Source organism: Streptomyces sp. NPDC029836 (assembly GCF_055574495.1).
On record NZ_JBVHZI010000030.1, the window covers coordinates 1 to 22244 of the forward strand.

Here is a 22244-nt window from a genome sequence, read left to right on the forward strand (position 1 = left end):
CCCGCGGAGCGGGACCCCAAGCGCTGCGCGCTTGGGAGAGACAGGGCTCCGCTGCGCTCCGCCCAGAGAGGCCGCCTCGCTTCGCTCGACGGGGCTGGCTTCGCCAGCTGGGGCCGGCCTCCGTTTCACGGGGTCCGGGCCTTCGGCCCGTTGGCTGGGTCCGCTCCGCTCCCCCACCCGGGCTCCTTCCGGCTCCGCCTCCAGGACCAAATCACCCCCAAGACCCTAAGGCCGCATCCCATGTGCAGGTGAAAGGCATCCGGGATCGTTCAACTACTCCACGACGCTCGCGAGGAGCGTGTGAATCTCCGCGGTCAGGTTGCGCATGTCCTCTCCCGCCGCGTGCCACGTGGTGGCCTCGAACCGCCATTCCTCCGAGGGGGCTCGGTCGCGGATCCCCCAGGCCAGTCGGACGTGACCGCCAGGGTGGTGTTCCGCTGAGGGAGTCAGGTCGTAGCAGAGGGAGTGCCACATACGCACTCCTTCCCAGCCTCGGAAATCTTCGGCGAGTGAGGCGAGGAAGGTGTCGAGACCGTCGCCGTCCCAGGTCTCCACCGAGGTCTCGACGCTTCCCCAGGGGCCGCGGGCCCTGATGAGAAAGTCGAGTGTTAGTTCGTCCTCGTACCGCCGGGTCGGCTCCGAGAGCAGTAGCGGTGCGGGCCCGGAGCCCCCCACCAGGACCATAGGACGGCCGGAATCGTCGTAGTCAATCACGCGGTCAGGTTAGTAGACCGGACTGGACAGCCGTCACACTCCCGGCTGGGCCCTCCGGGGGCCTGCATCAACCCACCGCATCATCACCGTGATGCCTGTGTAGCATCCCGAGAACACCCCCACCACCCCCAGGAGCCCGAAGGGCCGGCTCGCCTGAACAACCACAGACTCGGCGCGAGCTCCACCCCAGATTCGGCAGCACTCTTCAGCAACAAATGAGCACCGGACCTTCAGAACAGGAGCCGCATCATTACAAACCTGCACGTCACAGCGCTCAAACTTACTGAGAACGAAACGCCGAACCATTGGGTGCTGGCCGGCACGTGGTCGCCGCTGCTCAGTGAAACTGCGCAGCCGCTCACCCATCCTGGCCTGACTCCCCCTCATATCCTCCGTGACCTGCGTGTTTTGCCGGACACGTCAGTGACGCCGACCACTGACACCAGGTGACGCAACCATCCTAGAATGTCGCGTCCCGCCAACATTCCCCCCGCGCCCCCCTCCGCGTGAAGGGGCCCTGCGGCCCCGTAGGACCACGGGCACCCGGACTTCGGTGACGCAAGAGGGCTCCCTGCACTCGCTCTCAGGACTCTCCGAAGGCCGCGTGCCAACGATGTGTCAGTACTGTCGAAGGCACTCCAGTTCCGTGCGGATAGCCCCGACCTTGGTGACGTGACCACTGCCGTCAAAGATCTGCAGGCCGGGGGCGATGTGGGAGTACGAGTTGAAGATGTTCAGGAGAGGAATGTCGACGGGGGAGCGGGTCGTCGTCGACTGATTCGTCGTCATCAGTTCGATGAACGACTGGCTGGCGTCGGCGACCGGGCTGCTGTAGAGGGTAATCAGCGTGCGGTAGGGAACATCAACAAGGTCGAAGGCGACCGCCTTGCCAACAGCCGGCTGGTCACTGGACGTCACGAGCCTCCCGTCCACGGCCAGACTCGTCGGAGTTTTGAAGACGTCCCTAAGAGTGATCCTGCCGCCCATACGAACTCCAACCCGTCGCCGGGTACACCCCGGACCATCCAAGCCAAACCCCTGACCAGGGCCGACTACCGGCAAGACTACGGACACCAACCCCAGCCGTAGCCGATTCCGCTCAAAGCGATCAACAAACCACAACCCCACCCCCCACTCCCCGAAGAGAGCGGGACTACCGCGCACCCCACCACAGAGTGAACGGCGGACCGAGCGCCCCACTCTCCCTCACCAGCGTTGCCCCCCGTTACAACAGTGGCCGCAGGAGCCGCGAAGCAACGCGTACGGGGACTGCACCACCCACGACTAACCCACCCCCAAGGGTGCGCCAAAAAGAGTCGCAAGCACGTGCAGTCCCCACCGCTCTACTCGGCGACGGCCTCGCCCCAGAAGTCAGAGTCATCTCCGGCCACAGCGGAGATCTTTCCCCCCGACATCATCATGCTGTCCACGCCGCTACCGGCCACAAGATCGCCGTCGATCTCGCCACCGATCATGATGATGGGGGAGAGATCGCGTGTGGTGTCAGACATGGCGCCTCCTAGGCGAAGTAGCCAACAGACTAAAGATGTTGGCGTGTAGATGAAGCCTAGTCAGGTCAGCAGCCCTGCACGTGTGCGCCAGCAAGACAAAAAGCCCCAGAACCACGCACACCAGAGTGTGACCATGCGCTACATCTACTCCCCGAAACCCGCCATGCCCGTACACGATCCGTCCACCCCCGGACACCACGCCTCCAGACGCCCACTTCCGGGGACAGGAACCACCGCCGTCACCGCCCACACCCCACGCCCCTGACCAGTGCGGCCTACTGCCCGTGGGCGGGAACGGCGGCTTCCGTCAGGGCCGGCTGACCGGGGGCCGCGGCAACGGGCGCGGGTGGTGGAGCGGGAGCGAGCCGCCACCGGGGAAACCCGGACCCCGGACACGGACGCGAACGGCCCGGAGGGCGGCGCCGTCAAGAAGCGCAGGGTCGCGTCCACAAGACAATCACCGGCGAAGAACTCACGATCGACGGTGAGGCGCGCCAGTCGTAAAACCAGGCGTATGAATCTCCAACACCAAGTCGAGAAGGGACCAGCTGGAGATTGGCGGCGCGACGACACAGAGGTACTGACCACCCGGCACCTAGTCCAGAATTCAGTCCTGCGTATCACCGCACACACGTCCCGACTCGGTCAGCGCTACTGCGGACCGAGCCGGCACACCGTCACGCCGTTTGAACAGTGACGGTGCCTTCCCCAGACAGAGGCAACGTCTTAATTCCCTGGTGTCCGCTCGCCCGCGGAAGGCGACTGCCGAAATTCTCAATACATCTGCGGGACTCTCATCCAACTTGCGGCACCACAGGTCGAACCTCCTCCAGCACCCGAATCAACCCATCAGGGGTCGTCTCATCGACCTGCAGCATCACAGGTCAAAGAGATGGCAAGAGACGGCCGTACCGCAACATGCATGAGAACGCACAGAAGGCGGCGCGCCGACGACGTGTCAGTGCCTGCGACGACTGTTCAGTTCCACTCGAATAGCCCCGACCTCGGTGACGTGACCACTGCGGACACAGATCTGAACGCCAGGCGCGGCATGGGCGAATGTGTTGAAGGCGATCAGAGTAGGGATGCCGACGGGGAAGGCGGTCGTCGTCGGCTTATTCGTCGTCATCAATTCGACGAACCGCTGGCTGGTCTCGGCGGCAGGGCTGGTGTAGAAAGTAATCAGCGTGGCCTCGGGGACGTTGACAAGCTCGAAGGAGACCGCCTGCCCGATAGTCGGCTGATCCCTGGACGTCACGAGGCGCCCCTCCACGGGCAGGCTCGTCGGATTTTCCATCATGTCCCTGAGAATGATGTTCCCGCTCACACGATCTCCCTCTCATCACCGGGGTACACCCCGACCATGCCAGCCATACCCCTGACCGGGGCCAGCCACCGGCAAGGCTACAGACGCCAATCCCAGCCGTAGCCGATTCCGCTCAAGGCGATCAACAGACCACCTCCCCAACCCCAACCAGGCCATCCGTTCGAGCCCCGGTCAGCTCGCAGCACCTGCCCGCCAGGCCCGGACGCGATCCATCCACGCCCGGACACCACGCCGCCAGGCCTGCCGGTGGCCGGAACGGCGGCCTCCGTCAGGGCCGGCCGACCCGGGGCCCGCAACGACGGGCGCGGTGATGGAGCGGGAGCGGGCCGACGCCGGGGAGACCCGGACCCCGGACACGGACGCGAACGGCCGGGAGGGCGGCGCCGTCAAGAAGCGCAGGGTCGCGTCCACAAGACGGCCACCGGCGAAGAACTCACGGTCGACGGTGAAGCGCGCCAGTCGTAAAACCAGGCGCATGGATCTCCAACACCAAGTCGAGAAGGGACCAGCTGGAGATTGGCGGCGCGACGACACAGAGGTACTGACCACCCGGCACCTAGTCCAGAATTCAGTCCTGCGTATCACCGCACACACGTCCCGACTCGGTCAGCGCTACTGCGGACCGAGCCGGCACACCGTCACGCCGTTTGAACAGTGACGGTGCCTTCCCCAGACAGAGGCAACGTCTTAATTCCCTGGCTGGCCACCAAGTCACGCACCGAGACCAGGGCAGTACTGATGAGGGAGTCCTTCACGGCGCCGTCGTGCCAGACCTCGACCTTCAGGTACTGCTCCTCACCGTTGATGACGTCTACGGTGAAGGTCTTCGCCCAGACAGGGTTCACGTTCTCGTTGGCAACCTCGGTCGTGCCGACCAGAACCCAGCTTTCATACCTATAAGTGAACACCTTCGCGAAGGGGTCAGATGTACCCGAGCCCGGTACGTCCACGTTGGGCAGTCCCTTGGCGGACAGTTTGAGCTGCATTGCGGTCACGATCGCTCCTTGTCATCCGATGGTGGTGGTCGGCAATCCGCAATCCCAAGCCCCGCTCGGCGATCTTGGATTCCACCACCAGCGGATCGTAGGCGACACGAGGGCACGAGCACGGAGGAACCAGCGAAACCCGGCATCTGAACAAGGAACACGGGCCGCTGCGGTGCGGACCCCGAGCTACAGAGGGTGGCCACAGGATTCGCAAGGCAACGCGCGCAGGGACTGCACCACCCATGAGTAACCCGCCCACCGGAGTACGCCGAAAAGGGTCGTAAGCACGTGCAGTCCCCACCGCCCTACTCGCCAGCAAGCCCCTCGAGCTGCTCCCGGGTCATGTGAATCCGGCCGACGCTTCCGTCACCATCCTCGAAGGAACCGACGATCTTACCGGCGCTCATGGTGAAGGTGTCGTTCTCGGATGTGGTGTCAGGAATGTCGCCTCCTACGATCCTGCCGCCATTCAGGACGAAGTTGGGCGGCTCGGGTGTGGTGTCAGACATGGCGCCTCCTAGGCAAAGTAACCAACATGCCGAAGCTGTTGGCGTGTAGATGAACCCTAGTCAGGTCACCAGCTCTACACGTGTGCACCAGCCAAACGAGGAGCACCAAAACCATCCACACCAGCGGGGCGACCATTCGCCATATCGACTGCCCGGAACCTGTCCGGCCCCGACACGGCCGACGTCCTCACCCCGCTGTGTGAGCAGATCGGCGAGACCCTCGACAACGGCCTCGCCGCCCGCCGCTTCGCGATGTCCGGCGACCGCGCTGTTACTGGTAGAGAGGCGGCGCTTCGGCACTTGCGCTCGTGTGCCAGGTTCGCAGACTGCGACGCGGCTCGTTGAAACTGCTCGTCAGAGACGGTTTGCTGTAGCCCCAACTAGGGCAGCCCTAGCCGGACTGCCGTCCGGGCACTCGGAGAAGGGAAGCCTGCATGGGCAAGCGACTGTACGGGCTGAGCCACTCGTTCGACGAGGAGGGCCTGAAGCAGCTGTTCACAACTTGCGGAACGGTCACCTTCGCCAAACTGATGTGCGACACCTCGGGGCGAAGCAAGGGCTTCGGGTTTGTAGAGATGTCCACCGACGAGGAAGCCAAGGCTGCCATCGACGAGCTGCACGGCACGAACCACGAGGGGCGAACAGTCACGGTCACCGAAGCCTCTCCACCCACTACTGCGGTCCTCAGGGTGAGGTCGGGGGGTTGATAGCCAGACCTGCGAAGGTGAGGCAGCCGTCGATCAGGTGGGGTCTGAGTTGGCGTGACCGACGCGGCGTAGAAGCCAGGTCCCGACGACCTGCCCTGGGTGAAGTTGGTGGCGGCCGCGGGGCCGGCGACGACCAGGGCGTAGGCACGCGCGAGTTCCTCCAGCGCCGTCGACGCCTGGCCCGGGTTCTTGCCCGCGATGTGCTGGGCTTCGGTGCCAATGGCCCGCAGCAGCGCATCGCGAGCCTCAACGCTGCCGAGCACCTCGGGAGTCCTGATCACCACCGGGCGTATCCCTCGCCTGGGCGGGCTGCTGTCCACGGGCTGTCTCGACGGTGTACGTCGTTCCTGCCTGTACGCAGCTGCAAGATCACTACGATGAGGCCGACCGTGCTCCGCAGCGTCGAGTGAACAGAAGCCCCTGTGGTAAATCCGACCCAGTACACATACAGCCGCCAGGACCGCGAGGAGCTGACAGCGATGGGCCGCTCCGGCTGGGAGAAGCTGCTGCGCTCCCAGGCCCTGGGCTACTACCCCGACCCCTACGGCGACGGAGGCACGTTCTACGAGAAGAAGTCGGACGGCCTGTACATCATGCATTCCCCGTATGCGCCCAGTGTGCAGCCGAACACGCTCCGAAGGGATATTGGTACTTCGAAATGCGTGTGCAGGCGTGTCTCCAACACGATGAGGCCGACCTGACCTACCTCGTGGACGAGTGGGCTTCCCCGACCACCACCCTGGGCAAGGTGCAGTAGAGCCGCACAGCACGTCGCCCACAGCTTCACCGGCGGCCCGCGGTGTTCCTGCCCAGGGGGGCGCCTTCCCACGATGCCGAAGTCGTCCCTCGGGCCCCGGCGCGTGCTCCGTGTCGAGGTCCGCGAGGCGCCGAAGATCCGTTCGGTCAGGCCGCGACCGGGCCCAGGAGGTAGTTGCCGGGGGCGTTGGGGTCGGTGCTGAGGTAGAAGTCGACGATCGCGGTGCGGTACTCGTCGTGGCTGATCACCCCGTCACCGTCCACATCTAGGCGGGCGAACGCGGGCACGGAGTGCTCCGGGGAGACGCCCAGCACCTCGTACATGGCCACGTACTCGTCCCGGCTCAAGACACCATCCGTGTTGGTGTCGGCGGCGTTCATCACCGCGTCGGCGATCGCCATGACCGCGCTCTCGAAATGCTCGGGCGCCGTGACACTGTCCTGCATCGCCGTGACGAACTCCTCCCGAGAGACCTGCCCATCGCCGTCGGTGTCAGCGTGCTCCAGGAGCAGCTGCCACCACTGCCCGAACGCGGCATGGATCGCGGCCACGTTCGTGTGGTCCTCGTCCCGGGCGACCTGCGCGAACACCTTCGCCGTCGCCTGCAGGTCGCCTTGCGAGAGCTGCCCGTCACGGTCCTGGTCGAACCAGTCGAAGAGAATGCTGAACTTCTGGCCCTGCACGGCAGTCGCGATCACGTTGTCCTCACCCCACAGGCCACCCGCCCTCATGGCCGACAGCGCTTCCCCGGACGGTAGAGCCGCCCGCGCCGCCGCCGGCGGACTTCGGCGCGCTGCCACCGTGCCGGGGGATAGACGGGACATACGCACGCATCACCCACCGCCGCCGGCGCCCCGCCTCGCCGGTGCGAGGTCGCGGCGCAGGCACAGTCTCCGCCGGCCCGCTGGCAGCGCTCCTTATGAGCGTCGCCCTGGTGTCCCGGGGCCGGTTCCCGAGACGGGGTGGACGGCTCGGGGGCCGGTTGGGAGGTAGAGGGTGCGGTCGGGGGTGAGGACGGCGGTGGCGTCGGTGTGCCCGTTCCACTGGTGGCCGGGGCCGCTGTAGCGCAGGGTGAGGTAAGACCATTCAAGGCTTCCGGCGATCATCGCCTCCAGCGCGTCCAGGTAGGCCAGGAGATGACGGTCCTAGCCTGCCGCGCCGGCGCGCAGGGTGGCGGCAAGATGGTCGAACTCGGCTTCGGTGCGGTGAACCTCGCGGTCGACGGTGAGGCGGGGCCGGTGGTCGTCGAACTGGGCATATGGATCTCCAACGCCAACTCGAATGGGACCCGGCAGCGAGCCCGCGATCGTCACATCTGAGAGTCGGATCGGGCGGCGCCGTCGACGGGAAACGATCTTTCCAGTGGACGGGCGGTGGGAAAGAATCCCCTCATGACCGACCCTGTGAACGACGGCGCGGTGGCGCCGACAACCCTGTCGATCTCGGTGAAGGGCCTCTCGGACGCCGGTCTGGAACCGCAGTTGCGGTCCTGGATCAGCTCCGCACCCAACGAGCCCGTGACCGCTGAACAAATCACCCAGGCCATCGGAGAGGACCGGCTCGCCCAGGCCGCCGAATCCCTCGGCCGTGAACCCGGCGACCTCGCCGCAGTCCTCGCCGCCGATCTCCCCGCACTCATCGACACGGCCTCCCCCGACGGCCACGTCGAAGTGGCCCGCACCCGGGACGAAGCCGTGGCCATCCAGGCCCGCACAGGTCGCATCGCCGCCTACACCGACGGGGGCCCCGCGTCACTCTCCAACCGCTCCGGCGCTCTCGCGCTGACCACCACCTTCAACGGTGTGACACTGACCGGATCTCCTCTGGAGGTGGTGGACGACGCCAGTTCCATCCCTGGAACCCAAACCGATCTGGTGGTCAGCGCAGCACGCCCGGCCGCCACCGACGCCGGGCTCTTCACGACCAATTTCACCGTGGTCTTCGACCACGAGCCCCGCGGGTAGAGCCCCGGACCACCGGTGATGTTGCGGAGGGTGCCCGGGCCATCGCGTCCCGGGCACCACCGCCTCCGCTCCGCCCGTAGAAGCCAGAGCCGACACCACCACCAGGAGCGGTGACACTGTGGACGCCGGAAATCGGGCCCCACACCCTGCCTGAACCCGGCTGCACAGCACACCGGACCCCGCAGATCACCGGAACCCTGACCTAGGGCGAAGCCCTTGTATGCCACCATGACTGGCTGGTTCGAGGCCCTGTCGAGGCGGCGGTAGACCCGCAGAGCCTGCCACACACCGCGGCCGCCGCGAGGCTCACCACTAGGAGCACGAGGGACGTGCGCGCGTCCGTGCCCGGCGAAAGCGTCGCCAGCACCTCGCGGGCGGCAATCATGCGGCTCGCCGACGCCGGAAAGCGATCCGTCAGGCGGTGGGTGGCGCTGTGAGCGGTGCAGGTTCGTCCTCGCGCCGGCCAACGACGTGGACCACCCACAGCCGCTCACACTCGGCGGGACGGACACGGACGGGAACGTTCAGCAGCTCTGCCGTCCGTGCCACCGGCTCAAGACTCGCGAAGATTCCGGGGGCCGCCGGTCCGCCGTTCCAGGCAGCGCGCCGCCCCGGCACAGTGACGGTGCATGTACCGGGACGGAAACAGAGAGAGGGCGGATTAGCGCATTTCGCCCTTGTTGTACGGCAAGTAGGCTTCGGCTAGGTACGTTGCGCCATTGATAGTTGCCAGCGCGCCGGCCGTGATGTCGCCCGAATTCCTGCCGGTTTTCAGCGGTGTGATGCCCTGGGCGAAGTTGGGGGCGGCCGCGGGGCCGGCGGTGACCAGGGCGTAGGCACGCGCGAGTTCCTCCAGCGCCGACGATGCCTGGCCCGGGTTCTTGTCCACCACGTGCTGGGCTTCGGTGCCGATGGCCCGCAGCAGCGCATCGCGAGCCTCAACGGCGCCGGGCACCTCGGGAGTCCTGATCACCACCGGCATCTGCTGGATACCGTCGTCGGGGGCGATCACGGTGGACTCTGCTTCGTTGCTGGTCACAAGAAGATCGCTACTGTCCGCGATGGGGTAGCGGTCCTGACCTGCAGGAACGCCTGTTCGGCAGTACCAGGAGGCGCCTTCGGGAAATCCACAGCTCCGCTCCACCCTGGCCTCGCTCCGTAACGACAAGTCGCCGCCTCTCAGCCGTCGATGCCACGGGCATCCGCTGCATTCGTAGTGAGCGCATCTTCCCGGCGCCGATCCAGCTTGAGATCGTCCCGGAGGAACTAGGAGTCTCTATGAGCAGCAGTGAAACACCCTCCGCCGTAAACCCTTCCGACGGTGAAGCACCTACACCCGAAGGGATCCCCTCCACCGCAACGTCCCTCGACGAGGGCATCCGTCAGATTCCGACCGTGATCAGGGTGACCGAGCCGCCAGCCTCCCGCGACGCACGCGACGCCTTGCTCCAGGCCATCGCAACCACAGCTGAACGCGTCGCGGCCGAGAACGCCGGCCAGGCCGCCGGCGCCCTGTTGGAACTCGCGCGCGCCTACGCCATCGTGACCGCCACCGCCAAGGACTCCATCACCGCCGCTGCCGCCTCCCACGCCACGACCGCAGCCCGCAGCGCCACCGCCGATAGCCAGTACTGGAAGGTTGAGATCTGGGAATACGACGTCGCCAAAGAGGATCTCCTGGGTACTCCCTTGGTCAGCATCGACGACTACCGGCGTTGAGTGAGCTCACATAGTGAGCGGACCGGGATGGTGCGGTCGTCGTGGAGGACATCGCCAGCTCGGGCTGCGGACTCGGCGGCCGGACAGCACCTGCACGGGGGTCAGGCCGCGCCCGGTCCGTACCTCTCGGCGTCGGCGCGGCTCAAACGGACCGAGGCCCGGGTTCAGTCCTCTTTTCCCGCCAGGACACGGTCAGCCGCATAGTGCGGGCAAGACAGCACATGCCACGTCACCGTCAGCCGGCACCCGGCCGCAACCGCGACCGTACGCGCCTGGCCATCAGTCGGGCCCGCCACGCAGTACGAGCACACGACGGTCTCCGCCCTCAACTCACCCGTCACCCTCCAAATCCTGCCCCGCCGGCGCCGGCATGACGAGAGGGCCGCGCCGATCGCCACGGGCATCCGCGGGCCAACTGGAAATCAACTCGGCCAAGTAAGGATCAACGCCTCAGCCGGCGGCAGTGGATAGCCGCCATCGCCAGATCTCCTTCGCCGCACCGAGCTCCGGGCTCGGTGTTCGGCTTCGGATGCGCGTATGGCCGCTGCCCGACCGAGCCGGAACACGCTCGCGATCACGTACTTCGCTGCCTGGACGTGGCGGTGCGCTGAAGACTCCCCTTTTTCGTTGTCCTGACGGAGGCGTCATGCGTCGTTACGATCATGTGGGCCGTATGGCGCGGTTCGGTGAGGAGACGCTGTGTTTCGTCGTATCGCTGTCGTTGTCAGTGCGGCCGCATTGGCCCTCGTGGGGGCCGGGGTACCGGCCCAGGCCGCTGACGAGGTGCCGATCTGCCAGACCAAGGCCCCCGGGGAGTACCCCAACGGGCAGGACTCCACATCGTGGATCCTGTGTGCCCACGGGCTCGCCCACGTGAAGCAGTGTCCGCTGAACGTCGACGGAACACGCCTGGTCTTCAACATGACGTTCAGGGTGTGTGACACGTCGCCGCCGTCGCCGGTTTCCACGACCCTGACCGCGGGCGGGGCGACAGTGAGCCTCCTGCCGCTGGGGGTCCAGAACCTCAACGCCACTCTGACCTACTTTGCGGGCACCCCCGTGATGAACGGCACGATCACCTTCATCAGCAAGAACGGCCGCGTGCTGTGCAGCGCAACCACCGACGGCAACGGCCACGCGTCCTGTGACGCCTCCGGACTGCTGTCGACCGTCGATGAACTGCTACGCGGCTACACCGCCGTCTACAACGGAAACGCCGCGGCTGGCGCACCGTCCACGTTCAGCAGCTCCACCGGACACGGCACAGTCTCCTTGCTCTGATCGATTCGACGAGCGCGACACGGCTCATGTCCGGGGGTGTCGGCTGTATCTAGGGGACGTCGTCGGCTCGGCTCGCTGGGTCGTCGGGTCACTGTTCCCCTATTCCGGTCTGCTCGTGGCCGCCACGGAAGACATCGTCTTCCCGGTGGCCGCGCTGTCCGCCGACACCGGGCGTCACCGCCTGCTCCTTCGCGCTGGACGAGCTCAGCATGCGGACGCTCGCCCCATGCGAGGGGAGACCCCTACGTCCGGGTCAGACGAACTGCGCAACCATGCCTGGGTAGTGCAGAGCTCGATACTCCCGAAATCCCGTACTGACCACCGCCCCCGGCCACCACGACTGACCCGACACCGACCCCCGGGCGTCACCAGCCACACCGCAGCAACACCGACAGCGCGGGCGGAGGCACCTCGGCCAGGCAGCGCCCCACCAGCGCCCCCACGACGCCCAGGGCCAGCGGCGCAGCCACGGCGCGCCATCGGGGCGAGAGCGGCCCGGCGGTCGGGCCGCTGCGGTCCCTCGCGCTCGGCAGACGGCACGCGACGCGCATGCCGCTGGCCAGCTCGTCACCAGCCGGCCCCTGGCAGGACTCCTCGCCCCTCGAATGGGGCAGCGCGTTCTCCTCCTGCGCGACCGGGAACCCGACGTGCGCATGCCGTCACTTGAGCGGGTGAAGGGGAAGTGGGTGTCCGTCGAACCGCCCTCGCCGCCCGGGCCGTACCCGTCAGCCGGCTGCGACGTCCGGGCCCTGCCCGAACACCGGGACATCCTCCACGCGCACGTCCAGGCGCAGCCGCTTGAAGCGCAGCGGGTGGCGCCATACGCCGCCCCGGTCGGTTGAGCGGTCGGCGCTGATCTCGGCCACCAGGTCGGGGCGGACCAGGCGCACGTCCAGGACGTCACGGGACCCCCAGGTCGCGGCGAACGTGACACCTTCCCAGGGGTGGCCGGGATCGGTCGCCGTCAGGTGCTCGGCGACCAGGTGGGCCGCCTGCGTACGCAGCGGAACGGTGCGGCCGACCGTGCGCAGCCGGCCGTCCGGGTCGTGGCGGCCGAGGACGAGGAGCTGCGGCCGTTTGAGAGTGCCGGTGATCGCGCCCGCCTCGGTGGTGTCCCGTCGTCTGACTTTGGTCCACGGCCCCCTGTGGCCCGGCATGTAGCGGCTGGTCTGGGGCTTGACCACAAGACCTTCGATGCCGGACACCTCCGTCCACGACTCCAGCCACTCCCGGGCCTTGGCCGGGTCCGTGGTCATCGGACACAGGGTCCAGGGGGCCGTCAGGGCGTGGTCGGCGAACAGGGCCTGAAGGCGGGCGCGGCGCTCCACATACGGCAGGTGGAGCAGCTCGCGGCCGTCGATCTGCAAGACGTCGAACGCCACGAAGAACGCCGGCAGCTTCGCGGCCAGGCCGGGAGCGTTGCGGGCGCGGGCGGCGGCCCGGCGCTGCAACCCCTCGAACGAGAAGGCGCCGGCCACGCTGTCCCACACGAGCAGTTCACCATCGAGGACCAGGCCGGCGGGGAGCTGCGCCTCGGCAGCCGCTACGAGATCGGGAAACGCGCCCTGGATTAGAGTGCCGCGGCGGGTCTGGAGGAACACCCGCCCACCCGGGGCGGCCGGGGTGAACACCAGCGCCCGGTACCCGTCGAACTTCTGCTCATACGCCACCCCCGAACCGAGCGGACGCACGGGCGGCATCACCTCTGCGGCCTGCGCCAACATCGGCTCCACCGGCGGACGCAACATCACCCGGCCTCCCTCCACGGCCCTCCCCTCCAGAGTCCACCGCGCCCGGCGACTGCCGCCCGGCAGGCCCGGCGGCAGTGCCCGCGATGTCATCCATCCGAGGGGTAGCGCGGGGCCGTCCAGGGCGCCGAACGGCCGGTGTGCGGCACGGTGGCGGCATGCGCCGCTGATCCCTCCCCCTGCTCCTCACCCGTCTCCGGGCGGGCACCGGCCCGGGAGTGCCGTCAACGACGGCACCCCCGGGCCCCAGCCGCTCACGCGGCCCGAAAATCCGCCGGCTCGGCTAGCTGCGCGGGCGCCCGCCGCGGCCCTGGCGGAGCCGCAGAACGACCCGTGCGGACGTGGTCAGGGCCAGTGCGAGCTCCGCCCACTCCGGCGCCCATGCGGACAGCGCGGCCTGTACCGCCTCCACTACGAGCGCCGCGGCCACCCGGCCCGCCAGCCGGCGCCCATCTACCCGGCGGCGCGGAGTCGACTCCCGGACCGGGTCGGCGGGCTCCCGATCCGCAAGGAGCTGCGGGAAGCCGCACGGCGCAGCGAAATCGACGTGCCCCGCGAATGCTGGGACCCGGCCACGAAGCGCGCTACCTCGGGAGCCTTACAAGGGCGGTGCCAAAGCCGCCTGTCCACCTGAACAGTCCAACCGGCGTGACGCACCGCTTGCCACTGACGTTGAGAGTGACGACACGTGCCCGCCGCCCCGTCCATCCGGGCCGGCACCGTGTGGCGGCCCCGCCACCTCGCCCGGCGGCGGGGCCGCCGTCCCCTCAACAACCCGATGGGCCGCATCACTCGATACGCGTCGCGCGCCGATCCGTTACGCGTCCCCGGTCACGGCCCGGGACGGCGTCACAGCGCGCGGGCCGCTTCGGTGCCGTCCGTCGTGGTGAACAGGGCGTGGACCTCGGTGACGTCCAACAACCTGCCCAGGCGGTCGGGTAGCGGACCGGCCAGAACCAGACGGCCGCTGCGCAGCAGGAGCAGCATCAGGTTGAGCATCGAGGAGTCCGCGAAGGTCACCGCGGTGACGTCCAGGACGATCCGCCGTACCCCCGGAACGTCCACGGCCGCCGTCCCGGCCTCCTGCAACAGGCCGAGGGTGTCCTGGTCGAACTCGCCCCCGCACACGATCACGCGGACACCATCCTCGTCGGGCAGGACCCGCACCAGCTGCTCCACCGCAACTCCCAGCCTCGCCCACCGACGCACAACCACGCCCGCCCCCTGCGGCCAAAGTACCCACCTCCCACACCAGGCCGGACCCGCCCATGATCCACGACACAGAGCAAGCCGCCCGCTCCACCCAGCACGGTCGCCCGCCCGCCGATCGAGGGAGCAGCGATGAGCCCTCCCTTCGTCCAGCGCAAGATCGAGCAGGACGCCCCGGGAGAGGACCTCTCGGTCGGGGTGCGGGCCGTGCTCGACCTGCTGCGCGAACACGGGCCGATGACGGTCCCCCAGATGAGCCAGGCCCAGTCGCTGAGCCGGCAGTTCGTGCAGCGCATGGTCAACGACGCCGCCGCGCGCGGTCTCACCGAGGCCGTCCCCAACCCGGCGCACCAGCGCTCCTCACTGATCCGGCTCACCGACGCCGGCCTCACGGCCATCACCGCCGCCACCGCCCGCGAGCACGCCCTGCTACGGCGGACCGGCGGCCGGCTCACCGACGGCGAGGTGGCCGCCTGCCTCAAGGTGCTGGGCCGAATGCTCGACCTCTTCGACGACATCGAGGTCACCGGCACACCACCGCGTTAGAACAGCAGCCCCGGCCCGGTGCGCAAGCCAATTCGACCCCCGGCAGACCCGCTGCAGTCCGCGGGGGGGAACAAGCACCCCCATGGCAGCCGGCCACCTTCGCGATTGGACCTGCGGCAGCAGCTCGGTCGGCCCGCGACAGCCATGATCACGACTGCGGCCCAGTGGCTCTGTACGCGCGAACGGGTTCTGGCTCAACTTCTGTGGTGACGGCTCGATAATCGGTTCACCGGGACCCCGAATGATGGGGACCTAAAGGTCAGTCCCTTGGTACGACGCGGGCACGGACGCGACGGCCCAGCTCCGCAGAAGTTGAGCCAGAACCCGAGTTCGGACAGCACAGGCACGTGTGATCATGGCCGATGTGGTGGCTTAGGGTCTCCGCCATGACCAGAACTACGCCGCCGCGCACCGTGCACGTTGAGGAGCTCTTCCCAAAGCTGGGGACGTTTCGGGGTTTGACGACGCGACTGCACCCGCGGCCGGGGCGTCCGGACGCGTCGGTCAGCTCGGTCGGTGGTCCTTTGCTGTGGCCGGCCGACGAGCCGTGGCCGGTCTGCACCGAGCCGCACAAGCGCAGTAGCGGGTACCGCGTCGCGGACATTCATCGCGGGCGTCAGGTGCTCGCGGATGCCTGGGCCCGTGACCGGCCCACCGACGAGGAACGGGTCCAACTCAGGGAGCTCGGCCGCAGGCACCGCCAACGGGAGATCGCCGACACCGATCCGATCCCCCTGATCGGCCTGGTCCAGCTGTACCGGCGGGATGTCCCGGATCTCCCGCCCGGCCCGGACGGATGCGACCTGCTCCAGGTCCTCTGGTGTCCGTTCGAGGCACACGGCCCGAGCCGCTACGGCCTGGCCCCGCACGTGCGCTGGCGCCACTCCGACCAGGTTGCCGTGCCGCTGGACGTTTCGCCGCAGCCGGCGCTGGTCGGCTTCGAAGGCGCGGTTGCAGAGCCATGCGTGCTGCACCCCGAACAGGTCGTCACCTACCCGTACGCCGGCTCACTGCCAACGGGGCTATGGAGAAGAATCGACGCCTGGGAGGATGCGGAGGAACGCAGGGCGGAAAAGCGCGGCCTGGACGACGAGCCGGTCACCTACCACCATGACCTGTCCATTCCACAGGGCTGCCGAGTGGGTGGATTCCCCTCCTGGCACACGACCGACCCCCACCCGATGACCTGCGAAGCCTGTGCCGCACCAATGGTCCTGCTGCTGACCCTCGACAGCTGGGAGTGGAGCGGCGCCAACGGCAGCTGGATGCCCACCGAGGAATGGGACATCGCCGAGCGCCTACGGGACCGCTGCCCCACGCAACTCACGATCGGCCGAGACGGCCTGCTGAACATCTTCGCCTGCCCCGCCGAGCCCGGACACCCGCACCGATGGAGCCTGCAATAGGCGGGGCAGAGCTTCTCGGGCTGGGGCGCTGCCACCTCCCATGAACATCGAACAGGACACCGCGTAGGTGCCTCCCGAACCCGTGAATAGTTGGCTTTACAACTCGGTTCTGGCACACATTCCGTGAGGACGATCAACGGCGTTCTGCCGCGGTGACGTCCTGTCATCTGGGACCGTGGTGCGGTGTGATGACCTCATAGGAATGCTGTTTCCGCAGTTCGGCCAGTCTCCGCGCAGCGCGTCAGCAGCAAAGCGATCACGTCGAGCATCGCGCGTCGACGGTGCGGGGTAGGTGGCGAGTCCAGAGCGGCGTTGACCGCCTCCAGCGGGACCATCAGACGGTGGATCACCCGCCAGCCGGCAGCGGACGGATCGTGGTCCTTGAGCCGGCGCAGATTCCGCACCCCGAGTTCGCTCACTGCCACCGCCTCGGCGGGTCGGACCTCGACAGCAGTGTCGTAGTGGTCCGGGACTATCGGCCAGGACCAGCGTTCGGGCCCGTTCTCAGCGGGCAGGGCCAGGCGAGATGTGTTCACCGTGCCGCCTCCGTTGCCGTGCCGTTCGGGGAGGTGAGCGCCTCTATTCGCCACGCGTGGATGTGTTCCATGCCGCGGGCGAGCTTGTCGGCCAGGTCCCGGCCGGACAGGTGGATGTACTGAAGCGTGGAGTCGGTGTTGCGGTGGCCGGCGAAGGATGCGATCGCGTGCAGCTCCCAGCCCATCCGGGCCAGATCGGTCAGACACAGGTGCCGGGTGGTGTGGGTCGAGAACCGCGGGACACCGGCCGCCAGGGCGATCCGGCGGACCACCTTCGACCAGGTCCACAGGGTCAGCGGTTGTCCGCAGTTGCGCCGGGACTCCGACAGGAACAGCGGCCCCCTGGCCCGGCTGATTGTGGCCCGGTGGGCGAGGTAGGCCGACATCAGCACGCCGGTCGACGCCGAGTACGGCACCACCCGCTCCAGCCGGTTCTTCGTCGTCTCCGCCCGCACCCTCAGCGTCCGGTGAGCCGGATCGAGGTCGTCGGTACGCAGCGAGCACAGTTCCTCTCGCCGCAGCGCGGCATCGTAGGCCAGGGCCAGCATCACCCGGTTGCGGACCGACTCCTCTCGCGCGACCTGCAGGATTCCCAGCCACTGCTGTTCGCTGGGGATCCATGGCAGCTTCGTGAGCCGCGGCACCAGTCCGCGCTGCTGCCCGCCCTGCTGGCGCCCAGGGGTGTAGCGTCCGCGGCCGACCGGGTTCGACTCGCGCAGGCCCTCCTCCATTAGGAAGTCGTAGAACAAGCGGACCGGCACCAGGCGCTGCCGGATGGTGGCGTTGGCCAGCCCCGACCCCGAGTCGATTGCCACCACGTTCGCCCCTCGGTGGTGCGGCCGCGATGTCAGCTCCCTTACATAGACCGCAATGTGGGCGCGGTTAGCGGTGACCGGTTCGACGTTCTCCCGCTCGCACATCGCCAGGTACTCGGCCAGCCTGCGGGCGTAGGCGTCGATCGTCCTCGGCGCCCGACCGAGATCAGTCCAGATCTGCAGCCACACCGCTGCCTGCTCGTGCCGGCCCAGCACCGGCCACTTCTCCGTCAGCACCGTCGTGCCGTTCAAGCCATCTCCCAAGTCCGTGGTTGCACCGGGGAGACATGATCACCCCGGACAGATTCCACGTAACTTTTAGAATGGTCAAACGCCAGATGTTCGGACGAGCCAAGCTCCCTCTGCTCCGCAAACGCGTCCTTCTCACAGCCGCAGCAAACTGGTGACCCGGAGCCAGGACTGTCAGACCAGTGCGGCATGCTCGCCGGCATGAACGAAGACGGCTTCTGGCAGCTCATCGAGGACTGCAGGCCCACGGAACCTGACCCGGACGCCGAACTCCTTGCAGCCACGCTCACCAGCGACTTGCCCAGTCCCCGTTGTCGCTGGTCATCGGCTTTGCCGAACAACTGTCATGGGCGCTCTACCGGCTGGACCGCAAGGAGTACGGCCACGACCTGGGAGGAGATGCTTTCCTCTACACCCGTGCCGCGGTCGTCGCCGCCGGCCGCACCGAATTCGACAGCGCCCTCCAGGATCCTTCGGCCTTCACTCCTTACGCCACCGACCTCATCTGGGCCGAGCCCCTGCTCTACGCCCCGGACCGGGCATACAAACGAATCACCGGGGTGGAGTGGGATCGCGATACCCGCTACTCCTACGAATCCTGCTCCAACACCGAGGGCTGGGCTGATTGAACGGCATGGCCTGTGGGTGGTGACGAACTCCCCCGCCGTTGATCGTCCTCACGGAATGTGTGCCAGAACCGAGAACGGAGAGCGTTTGTCGGCGGGTGCGGAGAGCAGCCGGCGGCTCGGTGGCGTCGACATATCAGCGGGTTCCGAAACCACCCACGCGGAGTGTCGAGCCTGGGGATCTAGAATCAGTGGGGCGGCGTCCCGGTGGACTGTCTGTCGTACCCCGATCCTGGAGTCCGGCGTATGACCCGTCGCACCTCCGCCTGCCCGGTACGGCCTTGGGGATCACCGAACAGCCGTTGGTGCTGAGATTGATCACGGCGCCCAGCATGTCTTCCCGCCACAGGGCTGACTGAGCGTGCCCTGTCGGTCAAGGCCCGGCTCCGGCAGGGTGGGAGCGTCCGCGAAGTGGTCAACGGGAGGGGGCACGGCATGACGTACGTGCCACGGCATTCCATTCTTCTCTGAGCGGGTCGGTCGAAGGCGAGTGCTGAATCCTTGGGTGGCACGGCACCGACCTGGGTGGGCGCGGGAAGATCAGCACTGCACTTCACTGAGGCCGCTCAGGCTGAATCGTTCCCGGATCGACCGGGGCATCACGAGGGGAGAGGTGATCATGGGGGAACTGGACGGCAGGACCGCACTGGTGACGGGCGGCTCGCGCGGGATCGGGCGCGCGGTCGCCCTGCGGCTCGCCGCCGAGGGAGTGCTCGTCGCGGTCCACTACGGCGGCAATGATGCGGCCGCCGCAGAGACCGTGGCGCGGATCGCCGAAATCGGTGGCCGGGCGTTCGCGGTGCGGGCCCGGTTCGGCGAGAGCGGTGCGGTGGACCGGCTGTTCAAGGAGCTCATCGCCGGGTTGGCGGACCACGGCGCGGAGGGCCTGGACATCCTGGTCAACAACGCGGGCATCCACTCGGTCAGTTCGATCGGGCAGCTCACCGAGGAGGAGTTCGAGCGGCTGCTGGCGGTCAACGTGAGCACGCCGGTCTTCGTGGTTCAGCGGGCGCTGCCGCTGCTGCGGGACGGCGGACGGATCGTCAACATGGGGTCGGCGGCCACCCGGATCGCGGAACCCGGCCAGATCGGTTACACCGTCACCAAGGCGGCGCTGGCGGCTCTCGGCCCGTCGCTCGCCAACGAGCTGGGCCGGCGTGGGATCACCGTGAACACGGTCGAACCCGGGGTGGTGCTGACCGACATGATCGCCCCCTACGCTGCGGTTCCCGAGGCGGTGGCCGCGCTTGAGTCGATCACCGCGCTCGGGCGGATCGGCGAGCCGGAGGACGTCGCCGACGTGGTGGGCTTCCTGGTGGGCCCGCAGGGGCGTTGGGTGACCGGCCAGACCATCGATGTCTCCGGCGGTACCTACCTCGGACCGATCGCGGCCGGGTGATCACCCGGGGCACGCTCAGGAATCGTTTCGAGGAACTGCTTGCCAAGACTGGGCTGCGCTACTCACGCCACCTGGCTGAGGCTCCCGGAACAAAGCTGGGGTCCCCGGGCTGGACCTAGGAACCCTGCTGGCCCGATCGCGATACCTGCGGTAGCCGAATGGATCACTTGCTGACGGGCCGAATGCGAGGCTCCAGGCGTGGTGGCTGCCTCGGGAGGGGACGGCGCCGCCCTCGCCCTCCGCCTGTCGTACGGGCCCGAGCCCGGACCGCCCGCGTGTCCGATAGGGCGCTCCGGGCAGGTGCGGCACCGGACGCGCTCCCGCGCGGCTTCGTCACCGCGGGCGTCCCGCCCCTCCGGTCAAGCGCCGGGGAGGAAAAGGCAGAACAGGTGACCGTGCGGATCCCGCATAACCCGTACACCTTCTTGAGGCTGATGTCCCTCCAGCCTCGCGCCCAGACCCAGGGCACGCTCGGTTTCCGCATCCAAGTCGTCCACCTGGATGTCCAGGTGCGCCTGCATCTGCTGCGTACCGGGGCCCTGTGGCCATACCGGGGGCGTGTGGTCGCTCTCCAGCTGAAAACTGAGGCTTGGGCGTTCTGATTCCGGCGCGCGCAGGCGGACCCACTTCGGCTCACGCTCCACCTCTTCCCAGCCCAGCAGAGCCCGGTAGAAGTCAGCCAGGGCAGGCGGATCGTACGTATCCAACACGAAAGCACCGAGCATCGTCGTCATCCCGCACCCCTGCCCAGGACACCACCGCCTACACGGGATACCGGGGCATCACCCGGGACACCACCTCCTCCACGGGATACCGGTACATCACCTGAACGCGGGGAATACACGCCCTTGCACCGCGGCTCACTACGGAGACCGTAGACCGGACCAGAGCGCGTGCAGCCGCTGAGGGACAACGATGAGCGATCCCGACCCCGACGACGTCACCTCGGGCCTGGCCCGGCTTGAAGGCCACCTGATGCACCAAGCCGCACTACGCCGCGCACAGGAGGAAGGCGAGGCCTTCGACCGCGAGCTGTCCTGGCTGGGCCCAGACGAACAACACGAAGTCGTCACCCGCTTCGCCCACCACCACATGCGGATGAACCGCGAAATGCTCACCACCCTGCACGCACACGGACGGGCGCTGAAGGCTCCCTACAGATCTCGCTGCCGCCAACTACAACTCTGCCTCGTCGCCCTGTGCTGCTGCGCCTCCATCATCCTCGTCCTCCTCGGCACGCCCTCCACACGCTGACACCCGTCGGCGGGAACGGCTCCAGGGCAGCGAGTAGGAACGACAGACGCAACGGCCCGGCGGACGTTGCCGGCGAAATCGCTGCGCGGACCCGTCGTGGCGACCGCTACGTCGTGTGAACGTTCACGTTATTCGGCTCTGTCGCTGATCTTGTGATCGGAGACAGAGCCCGCAACTCCCAGAGCTGGCCGACGTTCGGAGCGTCCGTCCCGCGGGAAGCGGAAAACCGTTCGACAGGCCTGGCCGGGATGGAGCATGATCCGCGCTCGTGACGACGCCGAAGCAGCTCCTGATCCAGGCCGCCGCCCGCAACAACGCCGAGTGGTGCGCGGCGATGAGCCGATCGCACGACCTGGCGAGTGAGTTCAGGGCACAGGCCTGGGCCGCCCCGGCCCGAACGCCGTTGTATTACCCCGACGCGGTGACGCTGGTGCCGGGTGCCGACTCGGCCGTGCTGGCGGCCCGGATCGACACCACCGCGCCCGGCGCCTCCGTCAAGGACAGCTTCGCTGACCTCGACCTGACGGAGGCCGGCTTTCGGGTGCTGTTCGATGCACGGTGGATCTACCGCCCGGCGAGTGCGCCCGCCACTGCGTCGGACCTTGCCTGGGACGTGGCGGGCGACTCGGACACGCTGCGCGCCTGGGCGCTTGCCTGGGACGACGGGGACGGCAATGCGGACATCTTCCGGCCCGAACTGCTAGACGATCCGGCCACCTTCGTGCTCGCCGGACGGTCCCCTGGCGGCCAGGTGATTGCCGGAGCGGTGGCGAGCCGCAGCGACCGTGTGGTCGGAATCTCCAATGTCTTCGCTCTGGACGGCGGCCCTGATGCGGCCTGGCCGGTCGTACTTGACGCGGTGCACTGGCTGTTCCCCACCCTGCCGGTGGTCGGCTACGAGCACAGCGACGCCCTGGCGGTCGCCGTCCGCCACGGCTTCGAGCCGGTCGGTCCGCTGCGGATCTGGCTGCACGGCTAGGT

General features: G+C 67.8%; 24 protein-coding genes and 1 pseudogene. 12 read left to right on the top strand and 13 right to left on the bottom strand.

Translation table 11 applies throughout. The features are described from left to right. Positions 1-273: 273 nt before the first annotated feature. From ACZ4XJ_RS36855 to ACZ4XJ_RS36880, 6 genes are all read right to left on the bottom strand, one after another. The gene (locus tag ACZ4XJ_RS36855) at positions 274-684 is read right to left on the bottom strand and encodes a DUF6228 family protein (RefSeq protein ID WP_468498821.1); all 411 of its coding nucleotides are present in this window, start codon (positions 682-684) and stop codon (positions 274-276) included. A gap of 648 nt (positions 685-1332) precedes the next feature. After that, positions 1333-1632 carry a hypothetical protein gene (locus ACZ4XJ_RS36860; protein WP_468498799.1) on the bottom strand — a complete coding sequence of 100 codons (300 nt, stop codon included), beginning with the start codon at positions 1630-1632 and terminating at the stop codon, positions 1333-1335. Positions 1633-2057: 425 nt separating this feature from the next. Beyond that, positions 2058-2225: a hypothetical protein gene (locus ACZ4XJ_RS36865; RefSeq protein WP_468498800.1), complete on the bottom strand. Its 168-nt coding sequence runs from the start codon at positions 2223-2225 to the stop codon at positions 2058-2060. Positions 2226-3183: 958 nt separating this feature from the next. Further along, positions 3184-3552, bottom strand: coding sequence for a hypothetical protein (locus ACZ4XJ_RS36870; RefSeq protein ID WP_468498801.1), 369 nt, complete (start codon positions 3550-3552; stop codon positions 3184-3186). Positions 3553-4190: 638 nt separating this feature from the next. After that, positions 4191-4538, bottom strand: coding sequence for a C2 domain-containing protein (locus ACZ4XJ_RS36875; protein WP_468498822.1), 348 nt, complete (start codon positions 4536-4538; stop codon positions 4191-4193). Between the two features lie 305 nt (positions 4539-4843). Then, positions 4844-5047 carry a hypothetical protein gene (locus tag ACZ4XJ_RS36880; protein WP_468498802.1) on the bottom strand — a complete coding sequence of 68 codons (204 nt, stop codon included), beginning with the start codon at positions 5045-5047 and terminating at the stop codon, positions 4844-4846. A 434-nt stretch (positions 5048-5481) separates the two neighbouring features. Between ACZ4XJ_RS36880 and ACZ4XJ_RS36885 the strand changes: the two genes are divergently transcribed. After that, complete coding sequence (locus tag ACZ4XJ_RS36885; protein ID WP_468498803.1) at positions 5482-5754, top strand: RNA recognition motif domain-containing protein; 273 nt, start codon at positions 5482-5484, stop codon at positions 5752-5754. 903 nt (positions 5755-6657) lie between these two features. Here the strand turns inward: ACZ4XJ_RS36885 and ACZ4XJ_RS36890 are convergent. After that, a complete protein-coding gene (locus ACZ4XJ_RS36890) occupies positions 6658-7209 on the bottom strand; it encodes an EF-hand domain-containing protein (protein ID WP_468498804.1) in 552 nt (183 codons plus the stop codon). A 438-nt stretch (positions 7210-7647) separates the two neighbouring features. Here ACZ4XJ_RS36890 and ACZ4XJ_RS36895 point away from each other — a divergent pair, with 438 nt between their 5' ends. The 3 genes and pseudogenes from ACZ4XJ_RS36895 to ACZ4XJ_RS36905 all read left to right on the top strand — a co-directional run. Continuing rightward, positions 7648-7830, top strand: coding sequence for a hypothetical protein (locus ACZ4XJ_RS36895; protein WP_468498805.1), 183 nt, complete (start codon positions 7648-7650; stop codon positions 7828-7830). A 72-nt stretch (positions 7831-7902) separates the two neighbouring features. Then, positions 7903-8475 carry a YidB family protein gene (locus ACZ4XJ_RS36900; protein ID WP_468498806.1) on the top strand — a complete coding sequence of 191 codons (573 nt, stop codon included), beginning with the start codon at positions 7903-7905 and terminating at the stop codon, positions 8473-8475. A gap of 444 nt (positions 8476-8919) precedes the next feature. Then, positions 8920-9198: pseudogene (locus ACZ4XJ_RS36905) on the top strand (HNH endonuclease); the annotation flags it as partial. Here the strand turns inward: ACZ4XJ_RS36905 and ACZ4XJ_RS36910 are convergent. After that, on the bottom strand, positions 9137-9514 hold the full coding sequence (locus tag ACZ4XJ_RS36910) for a hypothetical protein (RefSeq protein WP_468498807.1): 378 nt from the start codon (positions 9512-9514) through the stop codon (positions 9137-9139). The pseudogene ACZ4XJ_RS36905 and the gene ACZ4XJ_RS36910 overlap by 62 nt on opposite strands. A gap of 239 nt (positions 9515-9753) precedes the next feature. On the opposite strand from ACZ4XJ_RS36910, the gene ACZ4XJ_RS36915 reads away from it, so the two are divergent. Both ACZ4XJ_RS36915 and ACZ4XJ_RS36920 read left to right on the top strand, forming a co-directional pair. Continuing rightward, the gene (locus ACZ4XJ_RS36915) at positions 9754-10194 is read left to right on the top strand and encodes a hypothetical protein (RefSeq protein WP_468498808.1); all 441 of its coding nucleotides are present in this window, start codon (positions 9754-9756) and stop codon (positions 10192-10194) included. 699 nt (positions 10195-10893) lie between these two features. Continuing rightward, a complete protein-coding gene (locus ACZ4XJ_RS36920; RefSeq protein WP_468498809.1) occupies positions 10894-11475 on the top strand; it encodes a carbohydrate-binding module family 14 protein in 582 nt (193 codons plus the stop codon). 725 nt (positions 11476-12200) lie between these two features. On the opposite strand, the gene ACZ4XJ_RS36925 is transcribed toward ACZ4XJ_RS36920, so the two are convergent. After that, positions 12201-13223 carry an ATP-dependent DNA ligase gene (locus tag ACZ4XJ_RS36925; RefSeq protein ID WP_468498810.1) on the bottom strand — a complete coding sequence of 341 codons (1023 nt, stop codon included), beginning with the start codon at positions 13221-13223 and terminating at the stop codon, positions 12201-12203. A gap of 849 nt (positions 13224-14072) precedes the next feature. Then, entirely contained in the window at positions 14073-14402 is a 330-nt protein-coding gene (locus ACZ4XJ_RS36930; protein WP_468498811.1) for an STAS domain-containing protein, read from the bottom strand. A gap of 162 nt (positions 14403-14564) precedes the next feature. Between ACZ4XJ_RS36930 and ACZ4XJ_RS36935 the strand changes: the two genes are divergently transcribed. Both ACZ4XJ_RS36935 and ACZ4XJ_RS36940 read left to right on the top strand, forming a co-directional pair. Next, complete coding sequence (locus tag ACZ4XJ_RS36935; RefSeq protein WP_468498812.1) at positions 14565-14978, top strand: MarR family winged helix-turn-helix transcriptional regulator; 414 nt, start codon at positions 14565-14567, stop codon at positions 14976-14978. Between the two features lie 458 nt (positions 14979-15436). Further along, positions 15437-16384, top strand: a complete 948-nt coding sequence (locus tag ACZ4XJ_RS36940; RefSeq protein WP_468498813.1) for a hypothetical protein — start codon at positions 15437-15439, stop codon at positions 16382-16384. A gap of 194 nt (positions 16385-16578) precedes the next feature. Here ACZ4XJ_RS36940 and ACZ4XJ_RS36945 read toward each other — a convergent pair whose 3' ends face one another. Both ACZ4XJ_RS36945 and ACZ4XJ_RS36950 read right to left on the bottom strand, forming a co-directional pair. Further along, positions 16579-16920 carry a hypothetical protein gene (locus tag ACZ4XJ_RS36945; protein WP_468498814.1) on the bottom strand — a complete coding sequence of 114 codons (342 nt, stop codon included), beginning with the start codon at positions 16918-16920 and terminating at the stop codon, positions 16579-16581. Beyond that, the gene (locus ACZ4XJ_RS36950; protein WP_468498815.1) at positions 16917-17987 is read right to left on the bottom strand and encodes a tyrosine-type recombinase/integrase; all 1071 of its coding nucleotides are present in this window, start codon (positions 17985-17987) and stop codon (positions 16917-16919) included. Before ACZ4XJ_RS36950 ends, ACZ4XJ_RS36945 begins: the two co-directional genes overlap by 4 nt. Before the next feature lie 308 nt (positions 17988-18295). Here ACZ4XJ_RS36950 and ACZ4XJ_RS36955 point away from each other — a divergent pair, with 308 nt between their 5' ends. Together ACZ4XJ_RS36955 and ACZ4XJ_RS36960 are read left to right on the top strand one after the other, a co-directional pair. Beyond that, entirely contained in the window at positions 18296-18613 is a 318-nt protein-coding gene (locus ACZ4XJ_RS36955; RefSeq protein WP_468498816.1) for a DUF4240 domain-containing protein, read from the top strand. Between the two features lie 616 nt (positions 18614-19229). Further along, the gene (locus ACZ4XJ_RS36960) at positions 19230-20009 is read left to right on the top strand and encodes an SDR family NAD(P)-dependent oxidoreductase (protein WP_468498817.1); all 780 of its coding nucleotides are present in this window, start codon (positions 19230-19232) and stop codon (positions 20007-20009) included. Positions 20010-20368: 359 nt separating this feature from the next. Here ACZ4XJ_RS36960 and ACZ4XJ_RS36965 read toward each other — a convergent pair whose 3' ends face one another. After that, positions 20369-20743 (bottom strand): VOC family protein, encoded by a 375-nt coding sequence (locus ACZ4XJ_RS36965; RefSeq protein ID WP_468498818.1) that lies wholly within the window; start codon positions 20741-20743, stop codon positions 20369-20371. A gap of 181 nt (positions 20744-20924) precedes the next feature. Between ACZ4XJ_RS36965 and ACZ4XJ_RS36970 the strand changes: the two genes are divergently transcribed. Both ACZ4XJ_RS36970 and ACZ4XJ_RS36975 read left to right on the top strand, forming a co-directional pair. After that, positions 20925-21263, top strand: a complete 339-nt coding sequence (locus tag ACZ4XJ_RS36970) for a hypothetical protein (protein WP_468498819.1) — start codon at positions 20925-20927, stop codon at positions 21261-21263. 268 nt (positions 21264-21531) lie between these two features. Beyond that, positions 21532-22242 carry a hypothetical protein gene (locus tag ACZ4XJ_RS36975; RefSeq protein ID WP_468498820.1) on the top strand — a complete coding sequence of 237 codons (711 nt, stop codon included), beginning with the start codon at positions 21532-21534 and terminating at the stop codon, positions 22240-22242. Positions 22243-22244 lie beyond the last annotated feature (2 nt).

Coding starts and splice junctions, on each gene's coding strand:
- ACZ4XJ_RS36855 (WP_468498821.1), bottom strand. CDS start 684: ATGGTCCTGGTGGGGGGCTCCGGGCCCGCACCGCTACTGCTCTCGGAG.
- ACZ4XJ_RS36865 (WP_468498800.1), bottom strand. CDS start 2,225: ATGTCTGACACCACACGCGATCTCTCCCCCATCATCATGATCGGTGGC.
- ACZ4XJ_RS36875 (WP_468498822.1), bottom strand. CDS start 4,538: ATGCAGCTCAAACTGTCCGCCAAGGGACTGCCCAACGTGGACGTACCG.
- ACZ4XJ_RS36880 (WP_468498802.1), bottom strand. CDS start 5,047: ATGTCTGACACCACACCCGAGCCGCCCAACTTCGTCCTGAATGGCGGC.
- ACZ4XJ_RS36885 (WP_468498803.1), top strand. CDS start 5,482: ATGGGCAAGCGACTGTACGGGCTGAGCCACTCGTTCGACGAGGAGGGC.
- ACZ4XJ_RS36895 (WP_468498805.1), top strand. CDS start 7,648: ATGACGGTCCTAGCCTGCCGCGCCGGCGCGCAGGGTGGCGGCAAGATG.
- ACZ4XJ_RS36900 (WP_468498806.1), top strand. CDS start 7,903: ATGACCGACCCTGTGAACGACGGCGCGGTGGCGCCGACAACCCTGTCG.
- ACZ4XJ_RS36915 (WP_468498808.1), top strand. CDS start 9,754: ATGAGCAGCAGTGAAACACCCTCCGCCGTAAACCCTTCCGACGGTGAA.
- ACZ4XJ_RS36925 (WP_468498810.1), bottom strand. CDS start 13,223: ATGTTGCGTCCGCCGGTGGAGCCGATGTTGGCGCAGGCCGCAGAGGTG.
- ACZ4XJ_RS36935 (WP_468498812.1), top strand. CDS start 14,565: ATGAGCCCTCCCTTCGTCCAGCGCAAGATCGAGCAGGACGCCCCGGGA.
- ACZ4XJ_RS36960 (WP_468498817.1), top strand. CDS start 19,230: ATGGGGGAACTGGACGGCAGGACCGCACTGGTGACGGGCGGCTCGCGC.
- ACZ4XJ_RS36965 (WP_468498818.1), bottom strand. CDS start 20,743: ATGACGACGATGCTCGGTGCTTTCGTGTTGGATACGTACGATCCGCCT.
- ACZ4XJ_RS36970 (WP_468498819.1), top strand. CDS start 20,925: ATGAGCGATCCCGACCCCGACGACGTCACCTCGGGCCTGGCCCGGCTT.